At 59.7% G+C, this 22,105-nt stretch carries 18 protein-coding genes; 9 read left to right on the top strand and 9 right to left on the bottom strand.

The features are described 5' to 3' along the window. Position 1 precedes the first annotated feature (1 nt). Positions 2-940: a beta-aspartyl-peptidase gene (iaaA, locus tag ACP4QI_RS06625; RefSeq protein ID WP_426495020.1), complete on the bottom strand. Its 939-nt coding sequence runs from the start codon at positions 938-940 to the stop codon at positions 2-4. 189 nt (positions 941-1,129) lie between these two features. Between iaaA and moeA the strand changes: the two genes are divergently transcribed. Together moeA and moeB are read left to right on the top strand one after the other, a co-directional pair. After that, positions 1,130-2,362, top strand: coding sequence for a molybdopterin molybdotransferase MoeA (moeA, locus tag ACP4QI_RS06620; RefSeq protein WP_426495021.1), 1,233 nt, complete (start codon positions 1,130-1,132; stop codon positions 2,360-2,362). Between the two features lie 2 nt (positions 2,363-2,364). Next, on the top strand, positions 2,365-3,117 hold the full coding sequence (moeB, locus tag ACP4QI_RS06615; protein WP_426495022.1) for a molybdopterin-synthase adenylyltransferase MoeB: 753 nt from the start codon (positions 2,365-2,367) through the stop codon (positions 3,115-3,117). A gap of 89 nt (positions 3,118-3,206) precedes the next feature. On the opposite strand, the gene fsa is transcribed toward moeB, so the two are convergent. After that, positions 3,207-3,869 (bottom strand): fructose-6-phosphate aldolase, encoded by a 663-nt coding sequence (fsa, locus tag ACP4QI_RS06610; protein ID WP_156263261.1) that lies wholly within the window; start codon positions 3,867-3,869, stop codon positions 3,207-3,209. 126 nt (positions 3,870-3,995) lie between these two features. Between fsa and ACP4QI_RS06605 the strand changes: the two genes are divergently transcribed. The 4 genes from ACP4QI_RS06605 to ACP4QI_RS06590 all read left to right on the top strand — a co-directional run bounded on the left by ACP4QI_RS06605 (position 3,996) and on the right by ACP4QI_RS06590 (position 9,783). Continuing rightward, positions 3,996-4,895 (top strand): glycyl-radical enzyme activating protein, encoded by a 900-nt coding sequence (locus tag ACP4QI_RS06605; RefSeq protein WP_426495023.1) that lies wholly within the window; start codon positions 3,996-3,998, stop codon positions 4,893-4,895. 4 nt (positions 4,896-4,899) lie between these two features. Continuing rightward, the gene (locus ACP4QI_RS06600; protein WP_426495024.1) at positions 4,900-7,332 is read left to right on the top strand and encodes a formate C-acetyltransferase/glycerol dehydratase family glycyl radical enzyme; all 2,433 of its coding nucleotides are present in this window, start codon (positions 4,900-4,902) and stop codon (positions 7,330-7,332) included. 222 nt (positions 7,333-7,554) lie between these two features. Continuing rightward, positions 7,555-8,370 carry a Cof-type HAD-IIB family hydrolase gene (locus ACP4QI_RS06595; RefSeq protein ID WP_426495025.1) on the top strand — a complete coding sequence of 272 codons (816 nt, stop codon included), beginning with the start codon at positions 7,555-7,557 and terminating at the stop codon, positions 8,368-8,370. 150 nt (positions 8,371-8,520) lie between these two features. After that, on the top strand, positions 8,521-9,783 hold the full coding sequence (locus tag ACP4QI_RS06590) for a DUF1479 domain-containing protein (RefSeq protein ID WP_426495026.1): 1,263 nt from the start codon (positions 8,521-8,523) through the stop codon (positions 9,781-9,783). Positions 9,784-9,938: 155 nt separating this feature from the next. On the opposite strand, the gene ACP4QI_RS06585 is transcribed toward ACP4QI_RS06590, so the two are convergent. Next, positions 9,939-11,534: an ABC-F family ATPase gene (locus tag ACP4QI_RS06585; RefSeq protein WP_142488798.1), complete on the bottom strand. Its 1,596-nt coding sequence runs from the start codon at positions 11,532-11,534 to the stop codon at positions 9,939-9,941. Positions 11,535-11,753: 219 nt separating this feature from the next. On the opposite strand from ACP4QI_RS06585, the gene ldtB reads away from it, so the two are divergent. Beyond that, positions 11,754-12,674, top strand: a complete 921-nt coding sequence (gene ldtB, locus ACP4QI_RS06580) for a L,D-transpeptidase (protein ID WP_426495027.1) — start codon at positions 11,754-11,756, stop codon at positions 12,672-12,674. A 170-nt stretch (positions 12,675-12,844) separates the two neighbouring features. Here the strand turns inward: ldtB and ACP4QI_RS06575 are convergent, their stop codons facing one another. From ACP4QI_RS06575 to mntR, 6 genes are all read right to left on the bottom strand, one after another. Then, complete coding sequence (locus tag ACP4QI_RS06575) at positions 12,845-13,885, bottom strand: aldo/keto reductase (protein WP_426495028.1); 1,041 nt, start codon at positions 13,883-13,885, stop codon at positions 12,845-12,847. A gap of 98 nt (positions 13,886-13,983) precedes the next feature. Continuing rightward, positions 13,984-15,507, bottom strand: a complete 1,524-nt coding sequence (locus ACP4QI_RS06570) for an efflux transporter outer membrane subunit (RefSeq protein ID WP_285110670.1) — start codon at positions 15,505-15,507, stop codon at positions 13,984-13,986. After that, the gene (locus ACP4QI_RS06565) at positions 15,507-17,078 is read right to left on the bottom strand and encodes a DHA2 family efflux MFS transporter permease subunit (RefSeq protein ID WP_426495029.1); all 1,572 of its coding nucleotides are present in this window, start codon (positions 17,076-17,078) and stop codon (positions 15,507-15,509) included. The genes ACP4QI_RS06570 and ACP4QI_RS06565 overlap by 1 nt, the downstream gene beginning before the upstream one ends. Continuing rightward, on the bottom strand, positions 17,075-18,166 hold the full coding sequence (locus ACP4QI_RS06560; RefSeq protein ID WP_142488793.1) for an HlyD family secretion protein: 1,092 nt from the start codon (positions 18,164-18,166) through the stop codon (positions 17,075-17,077). Before ACP4QI_RS06560 ends, ACP4QI_RS06565 begins: the two co-directional genes overlap by 4 nt. Positions 18,167-18,269: 103 nt before the next feature. Then, entirely contained in the window at positions 18,270-19,379 is a 1,110-nt protein-coding gene (locus ACP4QI_RS06555; RefSeq protein ID WP_142488792.1) for an anion transporter, read from the bottom strand. Next, positions 19,376-19,849 carry a manganese-binding transcriptional regulator MntR gene (gene mntR, locus ACP4QI_RS06550; RefSeq protein WP_250588624.1) on the bottom strand — a complete coding sequence of 158 codons (474 nt, stop codon included), beginning with the start codon at positions 19,847-19,849 and terminating at the stop codon, positions 19,376-19,378. The genes ACP4QI_RS06555 and mntR overlap by 4 nt, the downstream gene beginning before the upstream one ends. A 184-nt stretch (positions 19,850-20,033) precedes the next feature. On the opposite strand from mntR, the gene mntS reads away from it, so the two are divergent. Both mntS and ACP4QI_RS06540 read left to right on the top strand, forming a co-directional pair. After that, on the top strand, positions 20,034-20,159 hold the full coding sequence (mntS, locus tag ACP4QI_RS06545; RefSeq protein ID WP_032617180.1) for a manganase accumulation protein MntS: 126 nt from the start codon (positions 20,034-20,036) through the stop codon (positions 20,157-20,159). Between the two features lie 279 nt (positions 20,160-20,438). Continuing rightward, positions 20,439-22,022: a phosphoethanolamine transferase gene (locus tag ACP4QI_RS06540; protein WP_285128275.1), complete on the top strand. Its 1,584-nt coding sequence runs from the start codon at positions 20,439-20,441 to the stop codon at positions 22,020-22,022. Positions 22,023-22,105: the final 83 nt, after the last annotated feature.

The following is a 22,105-nucleotide window of genomic DNA, read 5'->3' as shown; positions in this document are numbered from 1 at the left end:
CTTATTCACGGTAAATTCCGGTGCTCGGCGTGTCGCCGGCATAGCCCCAGGCGCGGTACATGCCTTCGCTGTTAAACGGTAATGCCACGTTGCCTTCGCGATCGACGGCAATCAGCCCGCCGCTGCCTTCCAGCGCCGGGAGTTTTTCCATCACCACCCGCTCGCAGGCTTCGGCCAGGCTTAAGCCGCCGTAGTCCATCAGCGCGGCGATGTCATACGCCGCGAGAGTGCGAATAAACACCTCGCCGGTGCCGGTACAGGAGACCGCCACGCTGGCGTTATTGGCATAGCAGCCCGCGCCGGGTAAGGGGCTGTCGCCCACCCGGCCGGGCAGTTTATTGGTCATCCCGCCGGTAGAAGTCGCGGCGGCCAGGTTACCGGCCTTATCCAGCGCCACCGCGCCGACGGTACCCGTTTTCATGGATTCATCCAGCGGTGCGGCGTGGTCAAGCCGGGTTTCGCCCGCATCACGCGCCGCCAGCAGCTGTTGATAGCGTTCCGGGGTGGAGAAAATATCTGGCGAAACCGCCTCCATGCCGTGCGCGAAGGCAAATTTCTCGGCCCCCTCGCCCACCAGCAATACGTGCGGGCTCTGCTCCATCACCAGACGGGCAGCCAGCACCGGGTTGCGCAGATGGCTGACTCCGGCCACGGCACCCGCTTTCAGGGTGATGCCGTCCATCACGCAGGCGTCCAGCTCATGGGTTTCGTCACGGGTAAACACCGCGCCAATCCCGGCGTTAAACAGCGGGCACTCCTCCAGCAGGCGGACCGCTTCGGTGACCACATCCAGCGCACTTTCTCCCGCCTCCAGCATCCGCTGGCCGGTTTCCACTATCGACGAGAGCGCCTCAATGTAGCGCCTCTCCTGTTCCTGACTGAGCTGCGCACGGGTAATTGCCCCTGCGCCGCCGTGGATCGCGATGACTGCATTCCCCATTTACTTCACCTTACCGGGCATATTTGCCGCTTTTTCTATAAATATCATTATCGTTGCCGGAACTTCAGATAATTTTTGAATATAGAAAGACCCAACTGTGATGTAAAGGCTAAGCCCATGGTGTCATACAGTTAAGGGCACTTTTCTGCCATAATGGCCGCCTTCGTTATTCTCTCGCTGGAGTGACCCATGGATTTTACCGCCGGACTGATGCCGCTTGAGACGGCACTCGCGCAGATGCTCGATCGACTTTCACCCCTGTCAGACCAGGAGACGCTGCCATTGCTGCGCTGTTTTGGCCGCGTGACCGCCGCAGATATCGTTTCGCCCCTCAACGTACCGGGTTTTGATAACTCGGCGATGGACGGCTATGCCGTACGGCTGGCGGATCTGGCGGCGGGTGCCGCGCTGCCGGTGGCGGGCAAAGCCTTTGCCGGGCAGCCCTTCCAGGGCGAATGGCCTCAAGGCAGCTGTATCCGCATTATGACCGGTGCCCCGGTGCCAACGGGCTGCGACGCCGTGGTGATGCAGGAAGAGACCGAGCAGACCGACGACGGCGTGCGCTTTATCGCCAGCGTTAAGCCGGGTCAGAACATCCGTCGCAGCGGGGAAGACATTACCCTGGGCGCAACCGTCTTCCCGGCGGGCACCCGGCTGACCGCGGCCGAACTGCCGGTGCTGGCCTCGCTGGGTATTGCCGAAATTGCCGTGGTGCGCAAGGTGCGGGTGGCGCTGTTCTCCACCGGCGACGAGCTTCAGCTCCCGGGTCAGCCGCTGGCCGAGGGGCAGATCTACGACACCAACCGTCTGGCGGTGCACCTGATGCTGGAGCAGCTGGGCTGCGAGGTGATCAACCTTGGAATTATCCCGGACGATCCGGACAAGCTGCGCGAAGCCTTTATCGAAGCGGATCGCGTGGCCGACGTGGTGCTCAGCTCCGGCGGCGTGTCGGTGGGCGAAGCGGATTACACCAAAACCATTCTTGATGAGCTGGGCGAGATCGGCTTCTGGAAGCTGGCCATCAAGCCGGGCAAACCGTTCGCTTTCGGCAAGCTGCCGAATAGCTGGTTCTGCGGCCTGCCGGGGAACCCGGTCTCTGCGGCGCTGACGTTCTATCAGCTGGTGCAGCCGCTACTGGCGAAGCTCTCCGGCAACCGGGGGCACAGCCTGCCCGCCCGCCAGCGCGTGCGCGCCGCCACCCGCCTGAAAAAATCACCGGGTCGTCTCGACTTCCAGCGCGGCATTCTGGCGCGTAACGCCGACGGCGAGCTGGAAGTGAGCACCACCGGCCACCAGGGCTCGCATATTTTTAGCTCCTTCAGCCAGGGCAACTGCTTTATCGTGCTCGAGCGCGAACGCGGCAACGTGGAAGCGGGTGAATGGGTTGAGGTTGAGCCGTTTAACGCGCTGTTTGGGGGCTAACCATGACGGTGGAACTGAGCGACCAGGAGATGCTGCGCTACAATCGCCAGATTGTGCTGCGCGGCTTTGATTTCGACGGGCAGGAAGCGTTGAAAGCGGCGAACGTGCTGGTGGTCGGCCTCGGCGGGCTGGGCTGCGCCGCGGCCCAGTATCTGGCCGCCGCTGGCGTGGGGCGCATGACGCTGCTCGATTTCGACACCGTGTCGCTCTCCAACCTGCAACGCCAGACCCTGCACAGCGATGCGACCCTCGGCGAGCCAAAAGTGGTGTCGGCCCATGCGTCGCTGACGCGCATCAACCCCAACGTACAGTTCACCCTGCTCAATGCCCTGCTGGATGACGCCTCGCTGTCGGGCCAGATTGCCCACCACGATCTGGTCCTTGACTGCACTGACAACGTCGCCATTCGCAATCAGCTCAATGCGGGCTGTTTTGCCCATAAGACACCGCTGGTCTCCGGTGCGGCGATCCGCATGGAGGGACAGGTGAGCGTCTTTACTTACGCGGAGGGCGAGCCCTGCTACCGCTGCCTGAGCCGCCTGTTTGGCGAAAACGCCCTGACCTGTGTGGAGGCCGGCGTGATGGCCCCGCTGGTGGGGGTGATCGGTTCGATGCAGGCGATGGAGGCGATAAAAGTGCTGACTCGTTACGGCACGCCCGCGGCCGGGAAAATCGTGATGTACGACGCGATGACCTGCCAGTTCCGCGAGATGAAGCTGATGCGTAATCCGGGGTGCGAGGTGTGCGGGGGGTGAAACTGTTGCCGGGCGGCGCTGCGCTTGCCCGGCCTACAAAAGCACGAACCGTAGGCCGGGTAAGGCGAAGCCGCCACCCGGCAATACCCTTAGATCGACGTCCGTCCAAAGGCGTTCTGCCAGTCCTGCTCGAACTTCGCAATGGCTGCATCCACCGCCGGAGAGGTAATCAGCTGCTGGGCCACATCCAGCGGCAGGGTAATGGATTCACAGCCTGCCAGCAGGCAATCCAGCGCCTGACGCGGGGTTTTAAAGCTTGCCGCCAGCACCTTTGACTGCGGTACGTGCAGGGTCAGCAGCTGTTGCAGCTCGGCCACCGTCTGGATCCCGTCCCCGCCCTGCGCATCCACGCGGTTCACGTACGGCGCGACATACTCCGCGCCCGCCAGCGCCGCCATCATCCCCTGCGCCGCGCTGTAGACCGCCGTCCCCAGGGTCGGCACCCCTTGCGCTTTCAGCATCTTGATCGCCGCCAGCCCTTCCGCCGTAACCGGCACTTTAACCACCAGATCGGCGACGATACCCCGCAGCTTCAGCGCGTCTTCCACCATTCCTTCCGCGGTAGTCGCCATCACCTGAGCAAACAGACGGCCCTGACCGCCCATCGCCTCCTGCAGTTGAGGCAGTAAAACCTCGAGCGGCGTTTTGCCTGCGGCCACAATGCTTGGGTTAGTGGTTACGCCGGCCAGCGGAAATACGCGGGCCAGTTTTTTAACAGCGATAACGTCGGATGTGTCGAGATACAGTTCCATGATCGGGTCCTCAAAAATGACTATGCCGTAACCCTACACGGCAAAACCTGCGCCGGAGTTGATTTGCGTCAAGATAACTTTCATTCGAAAGTAATTTAATCTTCATACGCAACAAGAGGCGACATTATGATCTTCAACATTCAGCGTTACTCGACACACGACGGCCCCGGTATTCGTACCGTGGTCTTTATGAAAGGCTGCTCGCTGGGCTGCCGCTGGTGTCAGAACCCGGAGAGCCGCGCGCGGTCGCGGGACCTGCTGTTCAATGCCCGCCTGTGCCTGGAGGGGTGCAACCTCTGCCAGCAGGTGGCGCCCGCGGTCATCGACCGGACGCTGAATGGCCTGGTGATCCACCGCGAGAAACTCGACGATACGCATCTGGATGCCCTCACCCACTGCTGTCCGACCCAGGCCCTCACCGTCTGCGGTGAAGAGCAGCAGGTGGAGGAGATCATGACCACCGTCCTGCGCGATAAGCCTTTCTACGATCGCAGCGGCGGCGGGATCACCCTCTCCGGCGGCGAGCCCTTTATGAACCCGGACCTGGCGCGCCAGCTGTTCCAGGCCAGCCATGAGCAGGGCATTCATACCGCGGTCGAAACCTGCCTGCATGTGCCCTGGCACTATATCGAACCGTCGTTACCCTGGATCGATCTGTTTCTCGCCGACCTGAAGCACATCGACGGCGCGGTGTTTAAGCAGTGGACCGACGGCTCCGCCAGACGGGTGCTGGATAACCTCAAGCGCCTGGCCGCGGCCGGAAAACAGCTCACCATCCGCGTGCCGCTGATCCAGGGCTTTAACGCCGATGAGGCCTCCATTACCGCCATTACCAACTTTGCCGCCGACGAACTGAACGTCCACGACATCCATTTTCTGCCGTACCACACGCTGGGCATGAACAAATACACCCTGCTCGGCCAACCCTACTCTGCCCCAGATAAACCGCTCGATAACCCTGCTTTACTGGACTTTGCCCGGCAGTATGCCGCCCGGAAAGGGTTAACCGCGACCTTACGAGGATAATGTTATGACACAGCTGAATCTTTCTACCCTGAGCGATCGCATTAAGGCGCATAAAACTGCCCTGGTCCACATTGTTAAGCCCCTGGTCTGTACCGAGCGTGCGCAGCACTACACCGAAATGTACCAGCAGCATATGGATAAGCCGATCCCGGTACGTCGCGCGCTGGCGCTGGCGCACCACCTGGCGCAGCGCACCATCTGGATCAAACATGACGAGCTGATTATCGGCAACCAGGCAAGCGAAGTCCGTGCCGCGCCGATCTTCCCGGAATACACCGTCTCGTGGATTGAGAAAGAGATCGACGATCTCGCCGACCGTCCGGGCGCAGGCTTTGCGGTAAGCGAAGAGAACAAACGCGTCCTGCACGCGCTGTGCCCGTGGTGGCGCGGCCAGACGGTGCAGGATCGCTGCTACGGCATGTTCACCGATGAGCAGAAAGGCCTGCTGGAAACCGGCATTATCAAAGCCGAAGGCAACATGACCTCCGGCGATGCACACCTGGCGGTGAACTTCCCGCTGGTGCTGGAGAAAGGGCTCGACGGGATGCGTCATAAAGTGGACGAGCGCCGCTCCCGCATTAACCTCACCTGCCTGGAAGATCTGCACGGCGACCAGTTCCTGAAAGCGATTGATATCGTGCTGGAAGCGGTGAGCCTGCATATCGAACGCTTTGCCGATCTGGCCCGTGAGATGGCCGCCAGCGAAACCCGCGAAACCCGCCGGGACGAGCTGCTGGCGATGGCGGAGAACTGCGATGTGATCGCCCACGAACCGCCGAAAACCTTCTGGCAGGCGCTGCAGCTGTGCTACTTCATCCAGCTGATCCTGCAGATTGAATCCAACGGCCACTCGGTGTCGTTTGCCCGTATGGACCAGTATCTCTACCCCTACTACCGCCGCGACGTGGAGCTGAACCAGTCTCTGGATCGTGAGCACGCCATCGAGCTGCTGCACAGCTGCTGGCTGAAGCTGCTGGAAGTGAACAAGATCCGCTCCGGCTCCCACTCCAAAGCCTCTGCCGGGAGCCCGCTGTACCAGAACGTCACCATCGGCGGCCAGACGCTGGTGAACGGCACGCCGATGGATGCGGTGAACCCGCTCTCGTACGCGATTCTGGAATCCTGCGGCCGTCTGCGCTCCACCCAGCCGAACCTGAGCGTGCGCTACCACGCGGGCATGAGCAACGACTTCCTCGACGCCTGCGTGCAGGTGATCCGCTGCGGCTTCGGGATGCCTGCCTTTAACAACGATGAAATCGTGATCCCGGAGTTCATCAAGCTCGGCATCGAAAAAGCGGATGCTTACGACTACGCCGCCATCGGCTGTATCGAGACCGCCGTCGGCGGTAAATGGGGCTACCGCTGCACCGGGATGAGCTTTATCAACTTCGCCCGCGTAATGCTGGCGGCGATGGAAGGCGGCCGCGACGCCACCAGCGGCAAAGTGTTCCTGCCGCAGGTCAAAGCGCTCTCTGAAGGTAACTTTAACAACTTCGACGAAGTGATGGCCGCCTGGGACCGCCAGATTAAGTACTACACCCGTAAATCCATCGAGATTGAGTACGTGGTGGATACCATGCTGGAAGAGAACGTGCATGACATTCTCTGCTCGGCGCTGGTAGATGACTGCATTGAGCGCGCGAAGAGCATCAAGCAGGGCGGCGCGAAGTATGACTGGGTCTCTGGCCTGCAGGTGGGGATCGCCAACCTTGGCAACAGCCTGGCGGCGGTGAAGAAGCTGGTCTTCGACCAGGGAGCCATCGGTCAGCAGCAGCTGGCGGCGGCGCTGGCGGATGACTACGAGGGGCTGACCCACGAGCAGCTGCGCCAGCGTCTGATCAACGGCGCACCGAAGTACGGCAACGACGACGACAGCGTGGATCTGCTGCTGGCTCGCGCCTATCAGACCTACATCGAAGAGCTGAAGCAGTATCACAACCCGCGCTACGGCCGCGGCCCGATTGGCGGTAACTACTACGCCGGGACCTCGTCTATCTCCGCCAACGTCCCCTTTGGTGCGGCAACCATGGCGACCCCGGATGGACGTAAAGCGCATACCCCGCTGGCGGAAGGGGCAAGCCCGGCTTCCGGCACTGACCATCTGGGGCCGACCGCGGTAATTGGTTCTGTCGGGAAGCTGCCGACCGAAGCGATTCTGGGTGGCGTGCTGCTGAACCAGAAGCTCAACCCGGCGACGCTGGATAACGACAGCGACCGCCAGAAGCTGATGGTGCTGCTGCGGACCTTCTTCGAGGTGCACAAAGGCTGGCATATCCAGTACAACATCGTCTCCCGCGAAACGCTGCTGGAAGCGAAGAAACACCCGGACCAGTATCGGGATCTGGTGGTGCGCGTGGCGGGTTACTCGGCGTTCTTCACCGCCCTGTCACCGGATGCGCAGGACGATATTATCGCCCGTACTGAGCATACGCTGTAGCCTCGGCAATGTCCGGTGGCGCTACGCTTACCGGGCCTATAAGATCGTGCGGTCTTTCTCGCCGGGTGGCGGCTGCGCCTTACCCGGCCTACGGGAGCTAAAATGTAGGCCGGGTAAGCGTCGCGCCACCCGGCTTTTTACTTTCATTCGAAATTAAATTTGTGCTCCACGTCACCTTGTTATTAGAATGTTTCATAACGCAGTGACTCAGGAGCGCAATGTATGACCGTTAAAGTTATCGTCACCGACATGGACGGAACTTTTCTTGATGACGCCAAGCAGTACGATCGTGACCGCTTTCAGGCGCAGTTCCAGCAACTTCAGGCCCGGAATATTGAGTTCGTTGTCGCCAGCGGCAACCAGTATTACCAGCTGATCTCCTTCTTCCCGGAGCTGAAATCGCAGATCTCCTTCGTGGCAGAAAACGGCGCGCTGGTGTTCGATCACGGCGAGCAGATTTTCCACGGTGAGCTGACGAAGCACGAATCGCAGATCGTCATTGGCGAGCTGCTGAAAGATAAATCCCTGAACTTCGTCGCCTGCGGTCTGGAAAGCGCATACGTCAGCGACCAGGCGCCCGAGGCGTTCGTTAACCTGATGTCAAAACACTATCACCGCTTACAGCGCGTCAGCGACTATCGCGAGATTGACGACGTGCTGTTTAAGTTCTCGCTGAACCTGCCCGACAGCGATATCCCGAACCTGATTGATGCCCTGCACGTCTCCCTCGACGGCATCATGAAGCCGGTGACCAGCGGGTTTGGTTTTGTCGATCTGATCATCCCCGGCCTGCATAAAGCCAACGGCCTCAGCCGTCTGCTCAAGCGCTGGCATATCTCCCCGCAGGAGTGCGTGGCGATCGGCGACAGCGGTAACGACGCCGAAATGCTGAAGTTTGCCCACTACTCCTTCGCCATGGGTAACGCCGGCGAAAGCATTAAAGCCATCACCCGCTATCAGGCCGACGACAACAACCACCAGGGCGCGCTGAACGTGATTCAGGCCGTCCTCGATAACACCCCGCCTTTCAGCAACTGATCGCCCCGCCGGAACCTTCTCCGGCGAACCCTCTTCTTTTTTCTCAGCCTGTGCACTTCATCAAGTTATTTAACTTGCTTTAACTTATTTTTAACCTAAAGTATCACTTGTAATTACTTTTACTTTCGAATGAAAGATAGCGAGGCTGTTATGACCTTAACCTTTACCAGTGAAACGTTACCTTCAGACCACAAAGCGGCGATCCGCCAGATGAAACGCGAACTGCGGGCGCAGATCGGTGACGTGCAGGCGGTGTTCAATCGCCTGAGCGATAAGATTGCCAGCCGGGTGGCAGAAATTAATGCCCTGAAGAGCAAAGGCGATCCCGTCTGGCCGGTGATCCCCTTTGCCGACGTGCAGAGCGGTAACATCAGCCCGGAACAGCGCGAGGCGGTTAAGCGTCGCGGCTGTGCGGTGATCAAAGGTCATTTCCCGCGTGAACAGGCGCTGGCCTGGGATAACGCGATGCTCGACTATCTGGATCTCAACCGTTTTGATGAAGTCTACAAAGGCCCGGGAGATAACTTCTTCGGCAGCCTGACCGCGTCGCGCCCGGAGATCTACCCGATCTACTGGTCACACGCGCAGATGGAAGCCCGCCAGAGCGAACGGATGGCGCAGGTGCAGTCGTTCCTGAACCGTTTATGGACCTTTGAGAGCAACGGCAAACAGTGGTTCAACCCGGACGTGAGCGTGATCTACCCGGACCGCATTCGCCGCCGTCCACCGGGAACCACCTCGAAAGGCCTCGGGGCGCACACCGACTCCGGCGCGCTGGAGCGCTGGCTGCTCCCGGCCTATCAGCAGGTCTTCGCCCGGGTGTTCGATGGCAATATCGATCAATACGATCCCTGGAATGCCGCGCACCGTACCGAAGTGGAAGAGTACACCGTGGATAACACCACCAAGTGCTCGGTGTTCCGCACCTTCCAGGGCTGGACCGCGCTCTCCGACATGATCCCGGATCAGGGTCTGCTGCACGTGGTGCCGATCCCGGAAGCGATGGCCTATATCCTGCTGCGTCCGCTGCTGGATGATGTGCCGGAAGATGAACTCTGCGGCGTGACGCCGGGTCGCGTGCTGCCGATCTCCGAGAAGTGGCATCCGCTGTTGATTGAAGCCCTCACAAGCATTCCGGCGCTGGAAGCGGGTGATTCCGTGTGGTGGCACTGCGATGTGATCCACTCCGTGGCTCCCGTTGAGAACCAGCAGGGCTGGGGCAACGTGATGTACATTCCGGCGGCACCGATGTGCGAGAAAAACCTCGCCTACGCCAAGAAGGTGAAAGCGGCGCTGGAAACCGGGGCCTCTCCGGGCGATTTCCCGCGCGAGGATTATGAGGCTGACTGGCAGTCGCGCTTCACCACGGATGATTTAAACATCCACGGCAAGCGCGCGCTGGGCATGGCTTAAGGATATCCTGACCAACTGATGCGCCGGGTGGCGGCTTCGCCTTACCCGGCCTACAAAACCCACCCCATATCGTAGGCCGGGCAAGCGCATGCGCCGCCCGGCGTGACAGACCGCAGATTCGTAGGCCCGGTAAGCGTAGCGCCACCGGGCTTTTTTTAGTTATCGATACCTTTGCTGCGCAGGTAATCTTCGTAGTTACCGCTGAAGTCCACCACGCGCTCCGGCGTAATTTCAATTACGCGGGTCGCCAGGGAGCTCACGAACTCACGGTCGTGAGAGACGAAGATCAGGGTGCCCTGATACATCTCCAGCGCCATGTTCAGCGATTCGATCGATTCCATGTCCAGGTGGTTGGTCGGTTCGTCCATCACCAGGATGTTCGGTTTCTGCATCATCAGCTTGCCGAAGAGCATACGGCCTTTCTCACCACCGGAGAGCACCTTCGCCGGCTTTTTGATGTCGTCCTGGCTGAACAGCAGACGGCCGAGGAAGCTGCGCACCACCTGCTCGTCATCGCCTTCTGATTTCCACTGGCTCATCCAGTCGAAAACGGTCAGATCGTTGTCGAAATCTTCGGCGTGATCCTGGGCGTAATAACCAATCTGCGCGTTCTCGGACCATTTTACGGTGCCGTTATCCGGGGCCAGTTCACCTACCAGGGTCTTCAGCATGGTGGATTTACCCACGCCGTTGGCACCCAGAATGGCGATCTTCTCGCCCACTTCCAGCAGCAGGTTGAAGTTCTTAAACAGCGGACCGTTGTCGAAACCTTTTGACAGCTCTTCGACGGCCAGGGCGTTACGGAACAGCTTCTTGTCCTGCTCGAAGCGGATGAACGGGTTCTGACGGCTGGAGGCTTTAACTTCATCCAGCTTGATTTTGTCGATCTGACGGGCACGCGAGGTGGCCTGACGCGATTTAGAGGCGTTGGCGCTGAAGCGGCTGACGAAGGATTGCAGATCCGCAATCTGCGCCTTTTTCTTGGCGTTGTCGGCCAGCAGACGCTCACGCGCCTGGGTCGCGGCGGTCATGTACTCGTCGTAGTTGCCTGCATAGACGCGCAGCTCGCCGTAGTCCAGATCCGCCATGTGGGTGCAGACCATGTTCAGGAAGTGACGGTCGTGCGAGATGATGATCATGGTGCTGTTACGCTCGTTCAGCGTCTGCTCCAGCCAGCGAATGGTATCGATGTCCAGGTTGTTCGTCGGTTCGTCGAGCAGCAGGATATCCGGGTTAGAGAACAGCGCCTGCGCCAGCAGAACACGCAGCTTCCAGCCTGGCGCGACTTCGCTCATCAGACCGTAGTGCTGTTCAACCGGAATGCCCACGCCCAGCAGCAGCTCACCGGCACGGGACTCGGCAGAGTAGCCGTCCATTTCGCCGTACTGCACTTCGAGGTCGGCCACTTTATAGCCGTCTTCTTCGCTCATTTCGGCAAGGGCATAGATGCGGTCGCGCTCCTGCTTCACTTCCCACAGCTCACCGTGGCCCATGATCACCGTGTCAAGAACGGTGAACGCTTCAAAGGCGAACTGATCCTGACGCAGCTTACCGATGCGCTCGTTCGGATCGAGAGAAACGTTGCCCAGCGTCGGCTCTAAATCGCCGCCGAGGATCTTCATGAAGGTGGATTTTCCGCTACCGTTGGCACCAATCAGGCCGTAACGGTTGCCGCCGCCAAATTTGACGGAAATGTTTTCGAACAGCGGCTTACTGCCAAACTGCATAGTGACGTTGCTGGTAACTAACACGGGAGATTCCTGCGAGAAGTGTGATAAACCCGGCATTATGCCACAATTCCGAAATGAGATCCCGTGTAACAACATAACGCTAAACTTTAACGAAACGGAAAAAAGTGTGATTTAGTACACATCCGAATTCCATGCGGTCAGGAATGCACATATAATGCGCTCCCTAAACCGTTCAGACTTTTAAACAACCTGCCAAGTGGCACAGATACCTCGCACACCATGAATATGAAATTAACTTCGCTTTTTGCGGCGGCGTTTGCCGTAGTAGGGTTTTGCAAGACCGCTTCTGCTGTCACCTATCCACTGCCAACCGACGGTAGCCGTCTGGTGGGTCAGAACCAGGTTGTGACCATTGAAGAAGGCAACACCCAGCCGCTGGAATATTTCGCAGCAGAATATCAGCTCGGCCTCTCCAACATGATGGAAGCCAACCCGGGTGTTGACCCTTATCTGCCGAAAGGCGGTACCGTGCTGAACATTCCTCAGCAGCTGATCCTGCCGGACACCGTGCATGAAGGCATCGTGATCAACAGTGCCGAAATGCGTCTGTACTACTACCCGAAAGGCACCAACACGGTGATCGTGCTGCCAATCGGTATCGGCCAGCTGGGCAAAGATACCCCGATGAACTGGACCACCAAGGTTGAGCGTAAGAAAGCCGGCCCAACCTGGACCCCAACCGCGAAAATGCACGCCGAGTACATTGCCGCAGGCGAGCCGCTGCCAGCCGTTGTGCCTGCCGGCCCGGATAACCCGATGGGTCTGTACGCGCTGTATATCGGTCGTCTGTATGCGATCCACGGCACCAACGCCAACTTCGGTATCGGCCTGCGCGTGAGCCACGGCTGTGTGCGTCTGCGTAACGACGACATCAAGTTCCTGTTCGAGAACGTGCCGGTTGGCACCCGCGTACAGTTCATCAACGAGCCGGTAAAAGCGACCACCGAGCCCGATGGTAGCCGTTACCTCGAAGTGCATAACCCGCTGTCCACCAGCGAAGAGCAGATCGACAATAACGTCACCGTGCCGGTCACCCTGACCAGCAACGTGCAGGCTATCACCGGCCAGCAGGACGTGGATGCGACCATCGTTGAGCAAGCGATCAACAACCGTTCCGGTATACCGGTTCGTCTGAACTGATTGCAGAATGCGAAATAAAAAAAGCGGGCCTGATGGCCCGCTTTTTTATTGGCTGTTACTGCTGTTGCGTGCGGCAATGCCCGGCGGCGCTACGCTTGCCGGGCCTACGGGTCGTTTGTAGGCCGGGTAAGGCGCAGCCGCCACCCGGCTTCTCTGCAGCCTGAACAGGGTTACTGCTGCGCCAGCTGGTTACGGCGATACTCCCCCTGCCGCTCCAGCATCCAGCCAGGATATTCACGTGGCAGCGCGCTCACCGCATCCAGCTGTTTCAGCTCGTCATCGCTGAGGTGAATCGCCGTCGCGGCGATATTGTCGTCCAGCTGATCCACCCGCTTCGCCCCCACAATCACGCTGCTGACCACCGGCTGATGGAGCAGCCAGGCGAGGGCAATCTGCGCGACCGAAACCCCTTTGCTGTCGGCAATGTTGCGCATCACGTCCACGCAGTCAAATGCCCGCGCTTTATCCACCGGCGGGAAGTCAAACTCCTGGCGGCGGCCACCGCCCTGCACCTGGCCGTCGCGGCCATATTTGCCGCTCAGCAGCCCGCCTGCCAGTGGGCTCCAGACCATTAACCCCACCTTCTCACTTTGCAACATCGGCACCAGCTCGCGTTCAAGATCGCGGCCCGCGATGGTGTAGTAAGCCTGCAGGGAGGCAAAACGGGCCAGCCCCAGCCGCTCGGAGATCCCCAGCGCTTTCACAATCTGCCAGGCCGCCCAGTTGGAGACGCCGATATAACGCACGTGGCCGTGCTGGACAAGGTTATCCAGGGCATAGAGCATCTCTTCGATGGGGGTGGCCGGGTCGAAACCGTGCAGCTGATAGAGATCGATGTGATCCAGCTGCATGCGTCGCAGGCTCTCCTTCACGCTGCTGATGATGTGATAGCGGGAACTGCCGCGGGAGTTCACCCCGGCGGTGCCCGTCTCGCCAAAGACTTTGGTCGCCACCACCACGTTTTCGCGCGGGATCTTCAGGTTCTTCAGCGCCTGGCCGGTGATTGCTTCCGAACGCCCTTCCGAATAGACGTTGGCGGTATCGATAAAATTGATCCCCGCGTCCAGCGCGCGCCCGACCAGCTGTTCGGCCTCCTGCTGCTGGAGTTGACCGATTTTGCCCCACATGCCGCCTTCGCCGCCGAAGGTCATGGTGCCGAGGCAGAGTTCAGAAACAAACAGGCCGGTATTACCCAGTTTTTGATATCGCATTTGACGCTCCTCGTGTGTTGAGTACCCGATAGTTATACCCGGCTCACGCCGATGGCGAATGTGCGGTTCCTGCCCGTTTCTTGCCCAATCCTCTGAACTTATCCGCGCGGGGCGTCGCCAAAGACGGCGTAGTCCGGCAGCTGAACCTGCTGATACGGCTCCCAGCCCCCGCCGAGGGCTTTATAGAGCGCCACCAGATCCAGCGCGCTCTGGACCCGGGCCTGATCCCGCTGCTGCTGCGCCTGCGCCAGCTGACGCTGGGCATCCAGCACGTCGATAAAGGTGGCGATCCCCTGACGATAGCTGCTGCTCGCCAGATCGAAGGCGTTTTGCAGCGCATCGATAGTTTTGCTTAATCCCGCCTCCCGCTTCTGGTCGGTGCGGTAGCTGACCAGCGCGTTTTCCACATCGCCCAGCGCGGTGAGCACCGTCTGACGATATTCCAGCACCGCGGCGCCCTGCTGCGCGCGGGCGACCTTTACGCTGGAGACCAGCCGGCCGCCCTGGAAGATGGGGATGGAAACCTGCGGCCCGACGCTGTAGAAGTGGCTGCTCCAGTCGGTGAGCCAGCTGGCTTCGCTGTTGCGCAGGCCAAACTGGCCACTGAGCGAGACGCTGGGGAACAGCTGCGCCACCGACACGCCGATCTGCGCCGTGGCCGCATGCAGGTTTGCCTCGGCTTCACGCACGTCCGGACGTCGCCGCGCCAGGGTGGAGGGAATACCGGTGGGGACGATTTCCGGCAGCGCGGGCAGCGGTTTGCTGGCCTGTAGCTCGCCGTCCAGCGCCCCCGGCGGTTTGCCCAGCAGGATCGCCAGGCCGTTCATCGCCTGCCGCGCCTGGGCTTCATACTGCGGAAGCTGCGCCTCCAGGTTGCCGAGCTGGGCGCGGGCATTCTCCACGTCCATCTGCGGTGACAGGCCGCCGCGCTGGCGGCTGTCGGTCAGCTCCAGGGTCTGCTGCGCGCTCTCGATTTGCGTGTTAAGGGTCGCGATGCTGCTCTGGGCCCCGCGCAGCTGGAGCCAGCCGCGGGCGACTTCGGCCTCCAGCGATACCAGGGCGTCGTTACGCTGCTCGATGGCCGCCTGCTGTTGGGCATCGGCGGCTTCCACCTGACGCCGTACCTTGCCCCACAGATCCAGCTCCCACTGGGCGTCGAAGCTGCCCTGATAGAGATTAATCGGCTGGGTCAGCGGTCCCAGCGCCCCGCGCAGTTCGGGGTCCACCTCATCCAGCTGGTCGTATACGCCGTGGGATTTCAGTTCTCCCTCCAGCCCCAGCTGCTGCCGGGTGGCCTGCAGGTTACCGTTCACCGCCGGGAAGAAGGCCCCGCCCGCCTGGTTGATCTGCTCCCGCGCCCCGGCGATGCGCAGCACGGTTTGCTGTAGCGACAGGTTGCCGGCAATGGCCCGTTCAATCAGGCTGTCCAGCTGCGGATCGCCGAAGGTTTTCCACCAGCGCGGGTTGATGGCGGTGGACGCGGTTTGCGATTTCACGCCGCCGTCACCCGGATCGTTCCAGTGCGTCGGGGTTTGCGGCACGGGCTGCTGGTAGTCCGGCCCCACGGCACAGCCTGCCAGCAACAGCATTAACATCAGGGGGCTTAAACGTCTGCAAATCATCAGTGTGCTCCTGCACTCCCCTCGCTCTTAACCGGCGAGAGCAACAAACAAAACGGAATCAGTAATAGGGCCACCACGCTCAGAAGGGTGAAGACGTCGATGTAGGCCAGGAAGCGCGACTGTTCGATCATCACCTGGTACATGCGCCCGGTAGCGATACCGGCGGGGTCGCCCACCTGGGTGGTAAAGTTCTGCACCGCCTGCGCCATCTCGCGGATGGTGTGCTGGAACGGCTCGTCGAACGCCGAGGTATGCGTGGCCAGATGGGCGCTGTGGGCCTGCGAGCGCTCGGTAATGGCCGCCGTCGAGAGCGAAATGCCGATTGACCCCGCCACGTTGCGGAACATGGTAAAGAGCGCCGCGGCGTCAGCGTTCAGCCGCCGGGGAATCGAGATAAAGGCGATGGTGGTCAGGGGCACAAACAGGAACCCCAGCCCGATTGACTGGGCGCTGCGGAACAGCACCAGGGTCTCGAAGTCGATATCCGGCGTGAGCGTCCGCGACCAGAAGAACGATACCGCCAGGCAGGTAAAGCCGAAGGCGATGATCCAGCGCGTCTGCACAATCGGCATCAGCTTCAGCACCAGGGGGATAGTGAGGACGATAAGTATTGCCCCAGGCGACAACACCAGCCCGGACCAGGTGGCGGTATAGCCCAGATCCTGCTGCGCCAGCTGCGGGATCACCACCGAGCTGCCGTACAGGATCATTGCCATCCCGGCCATCAGCAGGCTGGAGACGGCAAAGTTTTTATCCTTCATGCAGTGCAGATCCACCACCGGCTTTTTGGCATACAGCAGCCAGTAGATAGCACCGATAATGCCAACCAGCGTCAGCACCGCGAAGGTGCGGGTAAAGTTCGAGTTAAACCAGTCTTCGTCCTCGCCCCGGTCGAGCATCACCTGCAGGCAGCCCAGACCCAGCGCGATTAGGCCGATGCCCGTCCAGTCGATAGGGATCTTCTCTTTCGATTTACTCTCCCAGGGCGGATCTTCCAGCAGCTGGTAGATCGCCAGCACCGTCACGATGCCCACCGGGATGTTAATAAAGAATACCCAGCGCCAGGAGTAGTTATCGGTGATCCAGCCCCCGAGCGTCGGCCCCAGCACCGGGGCGACGATAATGGCGATGGACGACAGGCCGAAAGCCTTGCCGCGATCTTCCGGCTTAAAGTAGTCGAGCAGCACCGACTGCTGGGTGGGCTGTAACCCGCCGCCGAAGAAGCCCTGCATGATGCGAAACAGGATGATCTGCCACAGCTCGGTGGCGATGCCGCACAGGAAGGAGCAGACGGTGAACATCACAATGCAGATCAGGAAGAACTGCTTGCGGCCAAAGACCCGGCTCAGAAACGCCGAGATGGGCAGCACGATGCCGTTAGCCACCAGATAGCTGGTGAGCACCCAGGTGGATTCGTCGTAGCTGGCGGAGAGCGAGCCCGCCACGTGGGGCAGCGCCACGTTCACGATAGTGGTGTCGAGGATCTCCATAAACACCGCCAGGGTGACGACAATCGCCACCGCCCACGGGTTGCTGGCGGGCCGCCAGTTTTCGTGGCTGTGCTCACTCATTCTACGGTGACCTTAGGTTCAACCGAGAGGCCGAGCGGCAGCGGCTGGTTGGGATCCAGACCTTTGTCGATAACGATTTTTACCGGCACGCGCTGGACGATCTTCACGAAGTTGCCGGTGGCGTTCTCCGACGGGAAGGCGGCGAAGCGCGAGCCGCTCCCCTGCTGGATAGAGTCGATATGCCCTTCCAGCTCCAGATCCGGCCAGGCGTCCACGCTCAGGGTCACCTTATTGCCGGGGCGCATTCGCTCCAGCTGCGACTCTTTAAAGTTGGCGACCACCCAGATATCGGTCGAGACCAGCGAGAAGAGCGCAGTGCCCGCCTGCACCAGGGTGCCGGTCTGGACGTTGCGTTTGGTGATGTAGCCATCAAAGGGGGCGCGGACCTGGGTATAAGAGAGGTTGAGCTCGGCGGTCTCCAGCTGGGCGCGGGCCTGCTCCACCTGACGCTCCCGGGCTTCGACGTTGGTCTCCTGCTGGCGAATTTGCAGCTGCACCTGCGAGGCCACCTCAAGCTGGGCTTTGGCGCTGGCAAGCTGGGCCTGGGCGCTGCGCAGCTGGGCGTTGGCCGCGTCGATGCTCTGTTGCGTGGTGGCGCGGGGATCGACCCCGCGCTGGCGGCGATATTCCGCCTGGGCATTGGCAAGATCCGCCTGAGCTTTGATCACCTGAGCGTTGGCTTCATCACGCTGGGCAGGATACTGCACCTTCGAGAGAGCCAGCTGCGCCTGGGCCTGATGAAGCTGGGCCTCGGCCAGGCCAAGCTGGGCTTTTGCCTGGTCGCGCTGGGCGCTGGTGTCCCGGGGATCGATAGTCACCAGCAGATCGCCCTTTTTCACCCGCTGGTTATCGCGCACCCGCAGCTCGGTGACATAGCCTGCGGTTTTCGGGGCGATGGTCACGGCGTCGCCTTCGGTGAAGGCGTCGTCGGTGGTCTCCTGGTTACGGGTCATAAACCACCAGACCAGCGCCACGATGACCATCACGATCACTACAATGCCGAGAATAATCAGCGGCTTTTTGCCGGGGCGTTTACGTTCAGTCTCTTTATTATCGGTGTTTTCTGAGGGTTGATTTTCTTCCGCCATAGAACAGCATCCATCCTGTTAGTGAACGGCATCACAATTTATGCCGCCCACTAAAGTTAGGACGTTGCTATACATTTGCCAGGAAAAACTGACAAATGTGGCACTATATGAGAAGGAATAATCCGAATCCGACGAGGCCGGCCCAGACCAGCATTGGCAAAGACCAGAGGTGGAAGCGCCACCAGATGCGGCGATCGTTTGCCATACGCAGGGCGATCAGGTTTGCGAGGGATCCTGGCAGCAGGCCAAAGCCCCCCACGTTCACCGCCCATGCCAGCAGCGCCGTCGGCGGCACGTAGTTAAGCAGCAGGATGGTAGACGGCACGTTGCTGATAAACTGCGACAGCCCGATGGCCGTTAGCCAGAGGCCCGGCTGCGACAGATGGGTGACGTTTTGCAGCACGCCCTGTAAAGCCGGGACCTGAATCAGCAGATGCACGTCGATAAACATCGCCATAAAGACCAGCAGCAGCGTCCAGTCGACACTTATCAGCACCCGACGCGCCAGCAGCAGAAATCCTCCCGCCACCAGCAACACGCCCCACAGCTCCTGCTTGAGATCGAGGGCCACCAGAAACACCAGATAAAGCGCCAGACAGCTCCACGCCAGCCGCGGTTTCGACTGGGTCGCCGCATTGCCGCTGTGGTAGCGCAGCGGCGTTGCCGGAAAGGCGAACCAGCACAGGGCCATCAGGGTTGTCACCATCACCAGCGCCAGGGGCGCCATCTGCCAGGTGAAAGCGGCAAACGACAGCCCGGAGCGCCCCCACAGCAGGATGTTTTGCGGGTTGCCAATCGGGGTCAGCAGCGATCCGGCGTTGACCGCCAGCGCCTCAAAGATGATCAGCCGGTTAACCGGGATTTCGCACAGCTTGCGCAGCGTAAGGGTGAGCGGCACTACGATAAAGAGCGCCACATCATTGGTAAGAAAGGTCGACAGCAGCGCGGCAGAGAAGACCATAAACAGCGTCAGCCGTCGCTCGGTGGCGAAACGGCGCACCATCTTGCGCCCCAGAACGTCAAAAAAACCGCTCTGCTCGACCCCTTTGGTCAGCATCATCAACCCGGCGAGGGTAATGATGGTGTGCCAGTCGATGGCGTCAGGCCAGCGCTCAGGTGCGAAGGGCACCAGGAAACTGAGCCCTGCCCCAACCACCAGTAACAGATGAAAGAAACGATCGCGGGCCAGCGCCCGCAGGCCTGGCAGGGTCATTCCGCGGAAGATCCATATTTAAGGGTAAAGGCCTGGAACTGTTGCAGCGTTTCTTCGCTGACATGATGTTCCATTCCCTCAGCGTCACGGCGGGCAATCTCGGGGCTGACGCCCAGCACCAGCAGGAAGTTTTCGACAATCTGATGGCGCTCGCGACTCGCCTGCGCCAGCTTCTCCCCTTCCGGGGTAAGAAAGACCCCGCGCCAGGGGATCATTTCGATCAGACCCACTGTTGCCAGACGCTTGAGCATTTTTGCCACCGTCGGCTGCGACACGCCAAGGCGTGCGGCCATATCCACCTGACGGGCCTCCCCCACCTCACGGATCAGATCGGAGATCAGCTCGACATAATCATCGATCAGCTCGCGACGATGCGCTTCGCGAACCTGGCGAAAGCCTTCGACATGCTCTTCGACGTTGACCAGTTGCGTCATTTTTTTTGTTGTTGGTTTACCTGCACGGCGGTTCATTGTGCTTCCTCAAGCGGGGGACACATCAAGCGTATCAATAGATAAGCGGCCATTGTAAACCATCACTCTATAAGCACAAAAAATTAACGTTATAGCCGTAGCCATATAACATAGCCTGTGCTATATCTGTATGTAATGCAGTCACCCTTCACGGATCGAAGGGATCAACCCGCAGGAGGTTACGATGAACGAATTCAAGAGGTGTATACGCGTGTTCAGCCACTCTCCCTTTAAAGTACGCTTAATGCTGCTGAATATGATTTGCGACATCATTAACGGCAAGCCACAGCAGAACAAACCTTCCCACTAGGCGGCGTCGCGGTACGCCGCTTCATTTTTTTGTCATTTATCCCCTCTAAACTGTTCGTCTCCACGCTATGCCCGGACCTTTTTTGCGGAAATGTAATCCTCTTCGCAAAACACCCCCTTTATAACTGTTGACCTTAACGGCCACTGGCTCTATCTTCTTGCAGCCCTGCACTATTTGCGGCTCGCAGATGCGGACCTCCTCTCCCCTTCTACGCATTCTCAGGCAGGTTTAGACCCTTGGCGCCAGGGTGAGCACATGGCGTTTTCACGATAGTGACCTATGAATTTAACCCTGAAAGACACGCTCATTACCCGCAGCCGGGCCTTAAGCCCGTGGACCGGATTCTACTTTTTACAGTCGCTGCTGATTAATATCGCCCTCGGCTATTCATTCAGCATCCTCTATACCGTCGCTTTCACCTGTATCCTGCATCTGCTCTGGCTGAGCGCGCCGCGCCTGCAAAAAGGGCTGCTCGGGATCTGCTCGCTGGTAGCGGCGATGTATTTCCCCTTTGGCCAGGCTTACGGCGCGCCCAACTTTAATACTCTGCTGGCGATGCACTCCACCAACATGGAGGAGTCGACGGAGATCCTCACCATCTTCCCGTGGTACAGCTACGTCGTCGGCCTGTTTATCTTTGCCCTCGGCGTAATCGCCGTGCGCCGCAAGCCGCAGCCTAAAAAGGCGTGGGGCAAAATCGACAGCCTGTGTCTGGTCTTCAGCGTGGTGGCCTTTTTCGTCGCCCCGGTGCAAAACCTGGCCTGGGGCGGCGTCTTCAAGCTGAAAGATTCCGGCTATCCGGTGTTTCGCTTTGTCAAAGATGTGGTGGTGAACAACCAGGAAGTGGTTGAAGAGCAGGCCCGGATGGCCGAGCTGTCGCAGATGAAGGACACCTGGAACGTGCTGGCGGTGAAACCCAAGTATCACATCTATATGGTGGTGATTGGTGAAAGCGCCCGCCGCGACGCGCTGGGTGCCTTCGGTGGACACTGGAATAACACCCCGTTTGCCAGCAAAGTTAACGGCACCCTGTTTACCGACTACGTTGCCGCCAGCGGTTCAACGCAGAAGTCGCTCGGGCTGACGCTCAACCGGGTGGTGGACAACAAGCCGCAGTATCAGGATAACTTTGTGACCCTCGCCAACCGCGCGGGCTTCCAGAGCTGGTGGTTCTCGAACCAGGGGCAGATTGGTGAATACGATACCGCCATCGCCAGCATTGCTAAACGGGCTGACGAAGTGCAGTTCCTGAAAAGCGGTGATTTCGAGGCAGATAAAAACACCCGGGATGAGGCGTTGCTGAAGATGACCGAACAGGTCTTCAGCAGCCATCGCACCCAGCCGCAGCTCATCGTTCTGCACCTGATGGGCTCCCATCCGCAGGCCTGCGACCGCACCCAGGGGAAATATGCAGAGTTCGTGCAGTCGAAAGAGACCTCGTGCTACCTCTACACCATGACCCAGACCGATGACCTGCTCAGCAAGCTCTATGCCCAGCTGCAAAATACCGGTGAGAGCTTCTCAATGGTCTATTTCTCCGATCACGGACTGGCGTTTAAAGAGCGCGGCAAAGAGGTGCAGTACCTGGCCCACGACGACAGCTTCCAGCAGAACTTCCAGGTGCCGTTTATGGTGCTGTCGAGCGATGACAAAGCGCATCGCATCATCAAGGCGCGCCGTTCCGCGAATGATTTTTTAAGCTTCTTCTCGCAGTGGACGGGGATCGGCGCGAAAGAGATCGCCAGTAAGTACCGCTTCATGTCGAACGACAAAGCGCCGCCGGTGTATGTGACCAACTTTAAGCTACAGAAAGTGGATTACAACCATCTGGGGACGGACCTGTTTGAGACGAAAAGCCGGTAACGACCACGCAGCCTGACCCTCTTATGAGGGGAAATAACAAAAACAAAAAACCCGCCGAAGCGGGTTTTTTTACTGGCTCACCG

The organism is Leclercia sp. TB492 (genome assembly GCF_049974505.2).
Taxonomy (GTDB): Bacteria; Pseudomonadota; Gammaproteobacteria; order Enterobacterales; family Enterobacteriaceae; genus Enterobacter; species Enterobacter adecarboxylatus_C.
The sequence above is the reverse complement of the archived record's forward strand: the minus strand, read 5'-3'. Positions and strand labels throughout refer to the sequence as shown.

Coding starts and splice junctions, on each gene's coding strand:
- iaaA (WP_426495020.1), bottom strand. CDS start 940: ATGGGGAATGCAGTCATCGCGATCCACGGCGGCGCAGGGGCAATTACC.
- moeA (WP_426495021.1), top strand. CDS start 1,130: ATGGATTTTACCGCCGGACTGATGCCGCTTGAGACGGCACTCGCGCAG.
- moeB (WP_426495022.1), top strand. CDS start 2,365: ATGACGGTGGAACTGAGCGACCAGGAGATGCTGCGCTACAATCGCCAG.
- fsa (WP_156263261.1), bottom strand. CDS start 3,869: ATGGAACTGTATCTCGACACATCCGACGTTATCGCTGTTAAAAAACTG.
- ACP4QI_RS06605 (WP_426495023.1), top strand. CDS start 3,996: ATGATCTTCAACATTCAGCGTTACTCGACACACGACGGCCCCGGTATT.
- ACP4QI_RS06600 (WP_426495024.1), top strand. CDS start 4,900: ATGACACAGCTGAATCTTTCTACCCTGAGCGATCGCATTAAGGCGCAT.
- ACP4QI_RS06595 (WP_426495025.1), top strand. CDS start 7,555: ATGACCGTTAAAGTTATCGTCACCGACATGGACGGAACTTTTCTTGAT.
- ACP4QI_RS06590 (WP_426495026.1), top strand. CDS start 8,521: ATGACCTTAACCTTTACCAGTGAAACGTTACCTTCAGACCACAAAGCG.
- ldtB (WP_426495027.1), top strand. CDS start 11,754: ATGAATATGAAATTAACTTCGCTTTTTGCGGCGGCGTTTGCCGTAGTA.
- ACP4QI_RS06575 (WP_426495028.1), bottom strand. CDS start 13,885: ATGCGATATCAAAAACTGGGTAATACCGGCCTGTTTGTTTCTGAACTC.
- ACP4QI_RS06570 (WP_285110670.1), bottom strand. CDS start 15,507: ATGATTTGCAGACGTTTAAGCCCCCTGATGTTAATGCTGTTGCTGGCA.
- ACP4QI_RS06565 (WP_426495029.1), bottom strand. CDS start 17,078: ATGAGTGAGCACAGCCACGAAAACTGGCGGCCCGCCAGCAACCCGTGG.
- ACP4QI_RS06560 (WP_142488793.1), bottom strand. CDS start 18,166: ATGGCGGAAGAAAATCAACCCTCAGAAAACACCGATAATAAAGAGACT.
- ACP4QI_RS06555 (WP_142488792.1), bottom strand. CDS start 19,379: ATGACCCTGCCAGGCCTGCGGGCGCTGGCCCGCGATCGTTTCTTTCAT.
- mntR (WP_250588624.1), bottom strand. CDS start 19,849: ATGAACCGCCGTGCAGGTAAACCAACAACAAAAAAAATGACGCAACTG.
- mntS (WP_032617180.1), top strand. CDS start 20,034: ATGAACGAATTCAAGAGGTGTATACGCGTGTTCAGCCACTCTCCCTTT.
- ACP4QI_RS06540 (WP_285128275.1), top strand. CDS start 20,439: ATGAATTTAACCCTGAAAGACACGCTCATTACCCGCAGCCGGGCCTTA.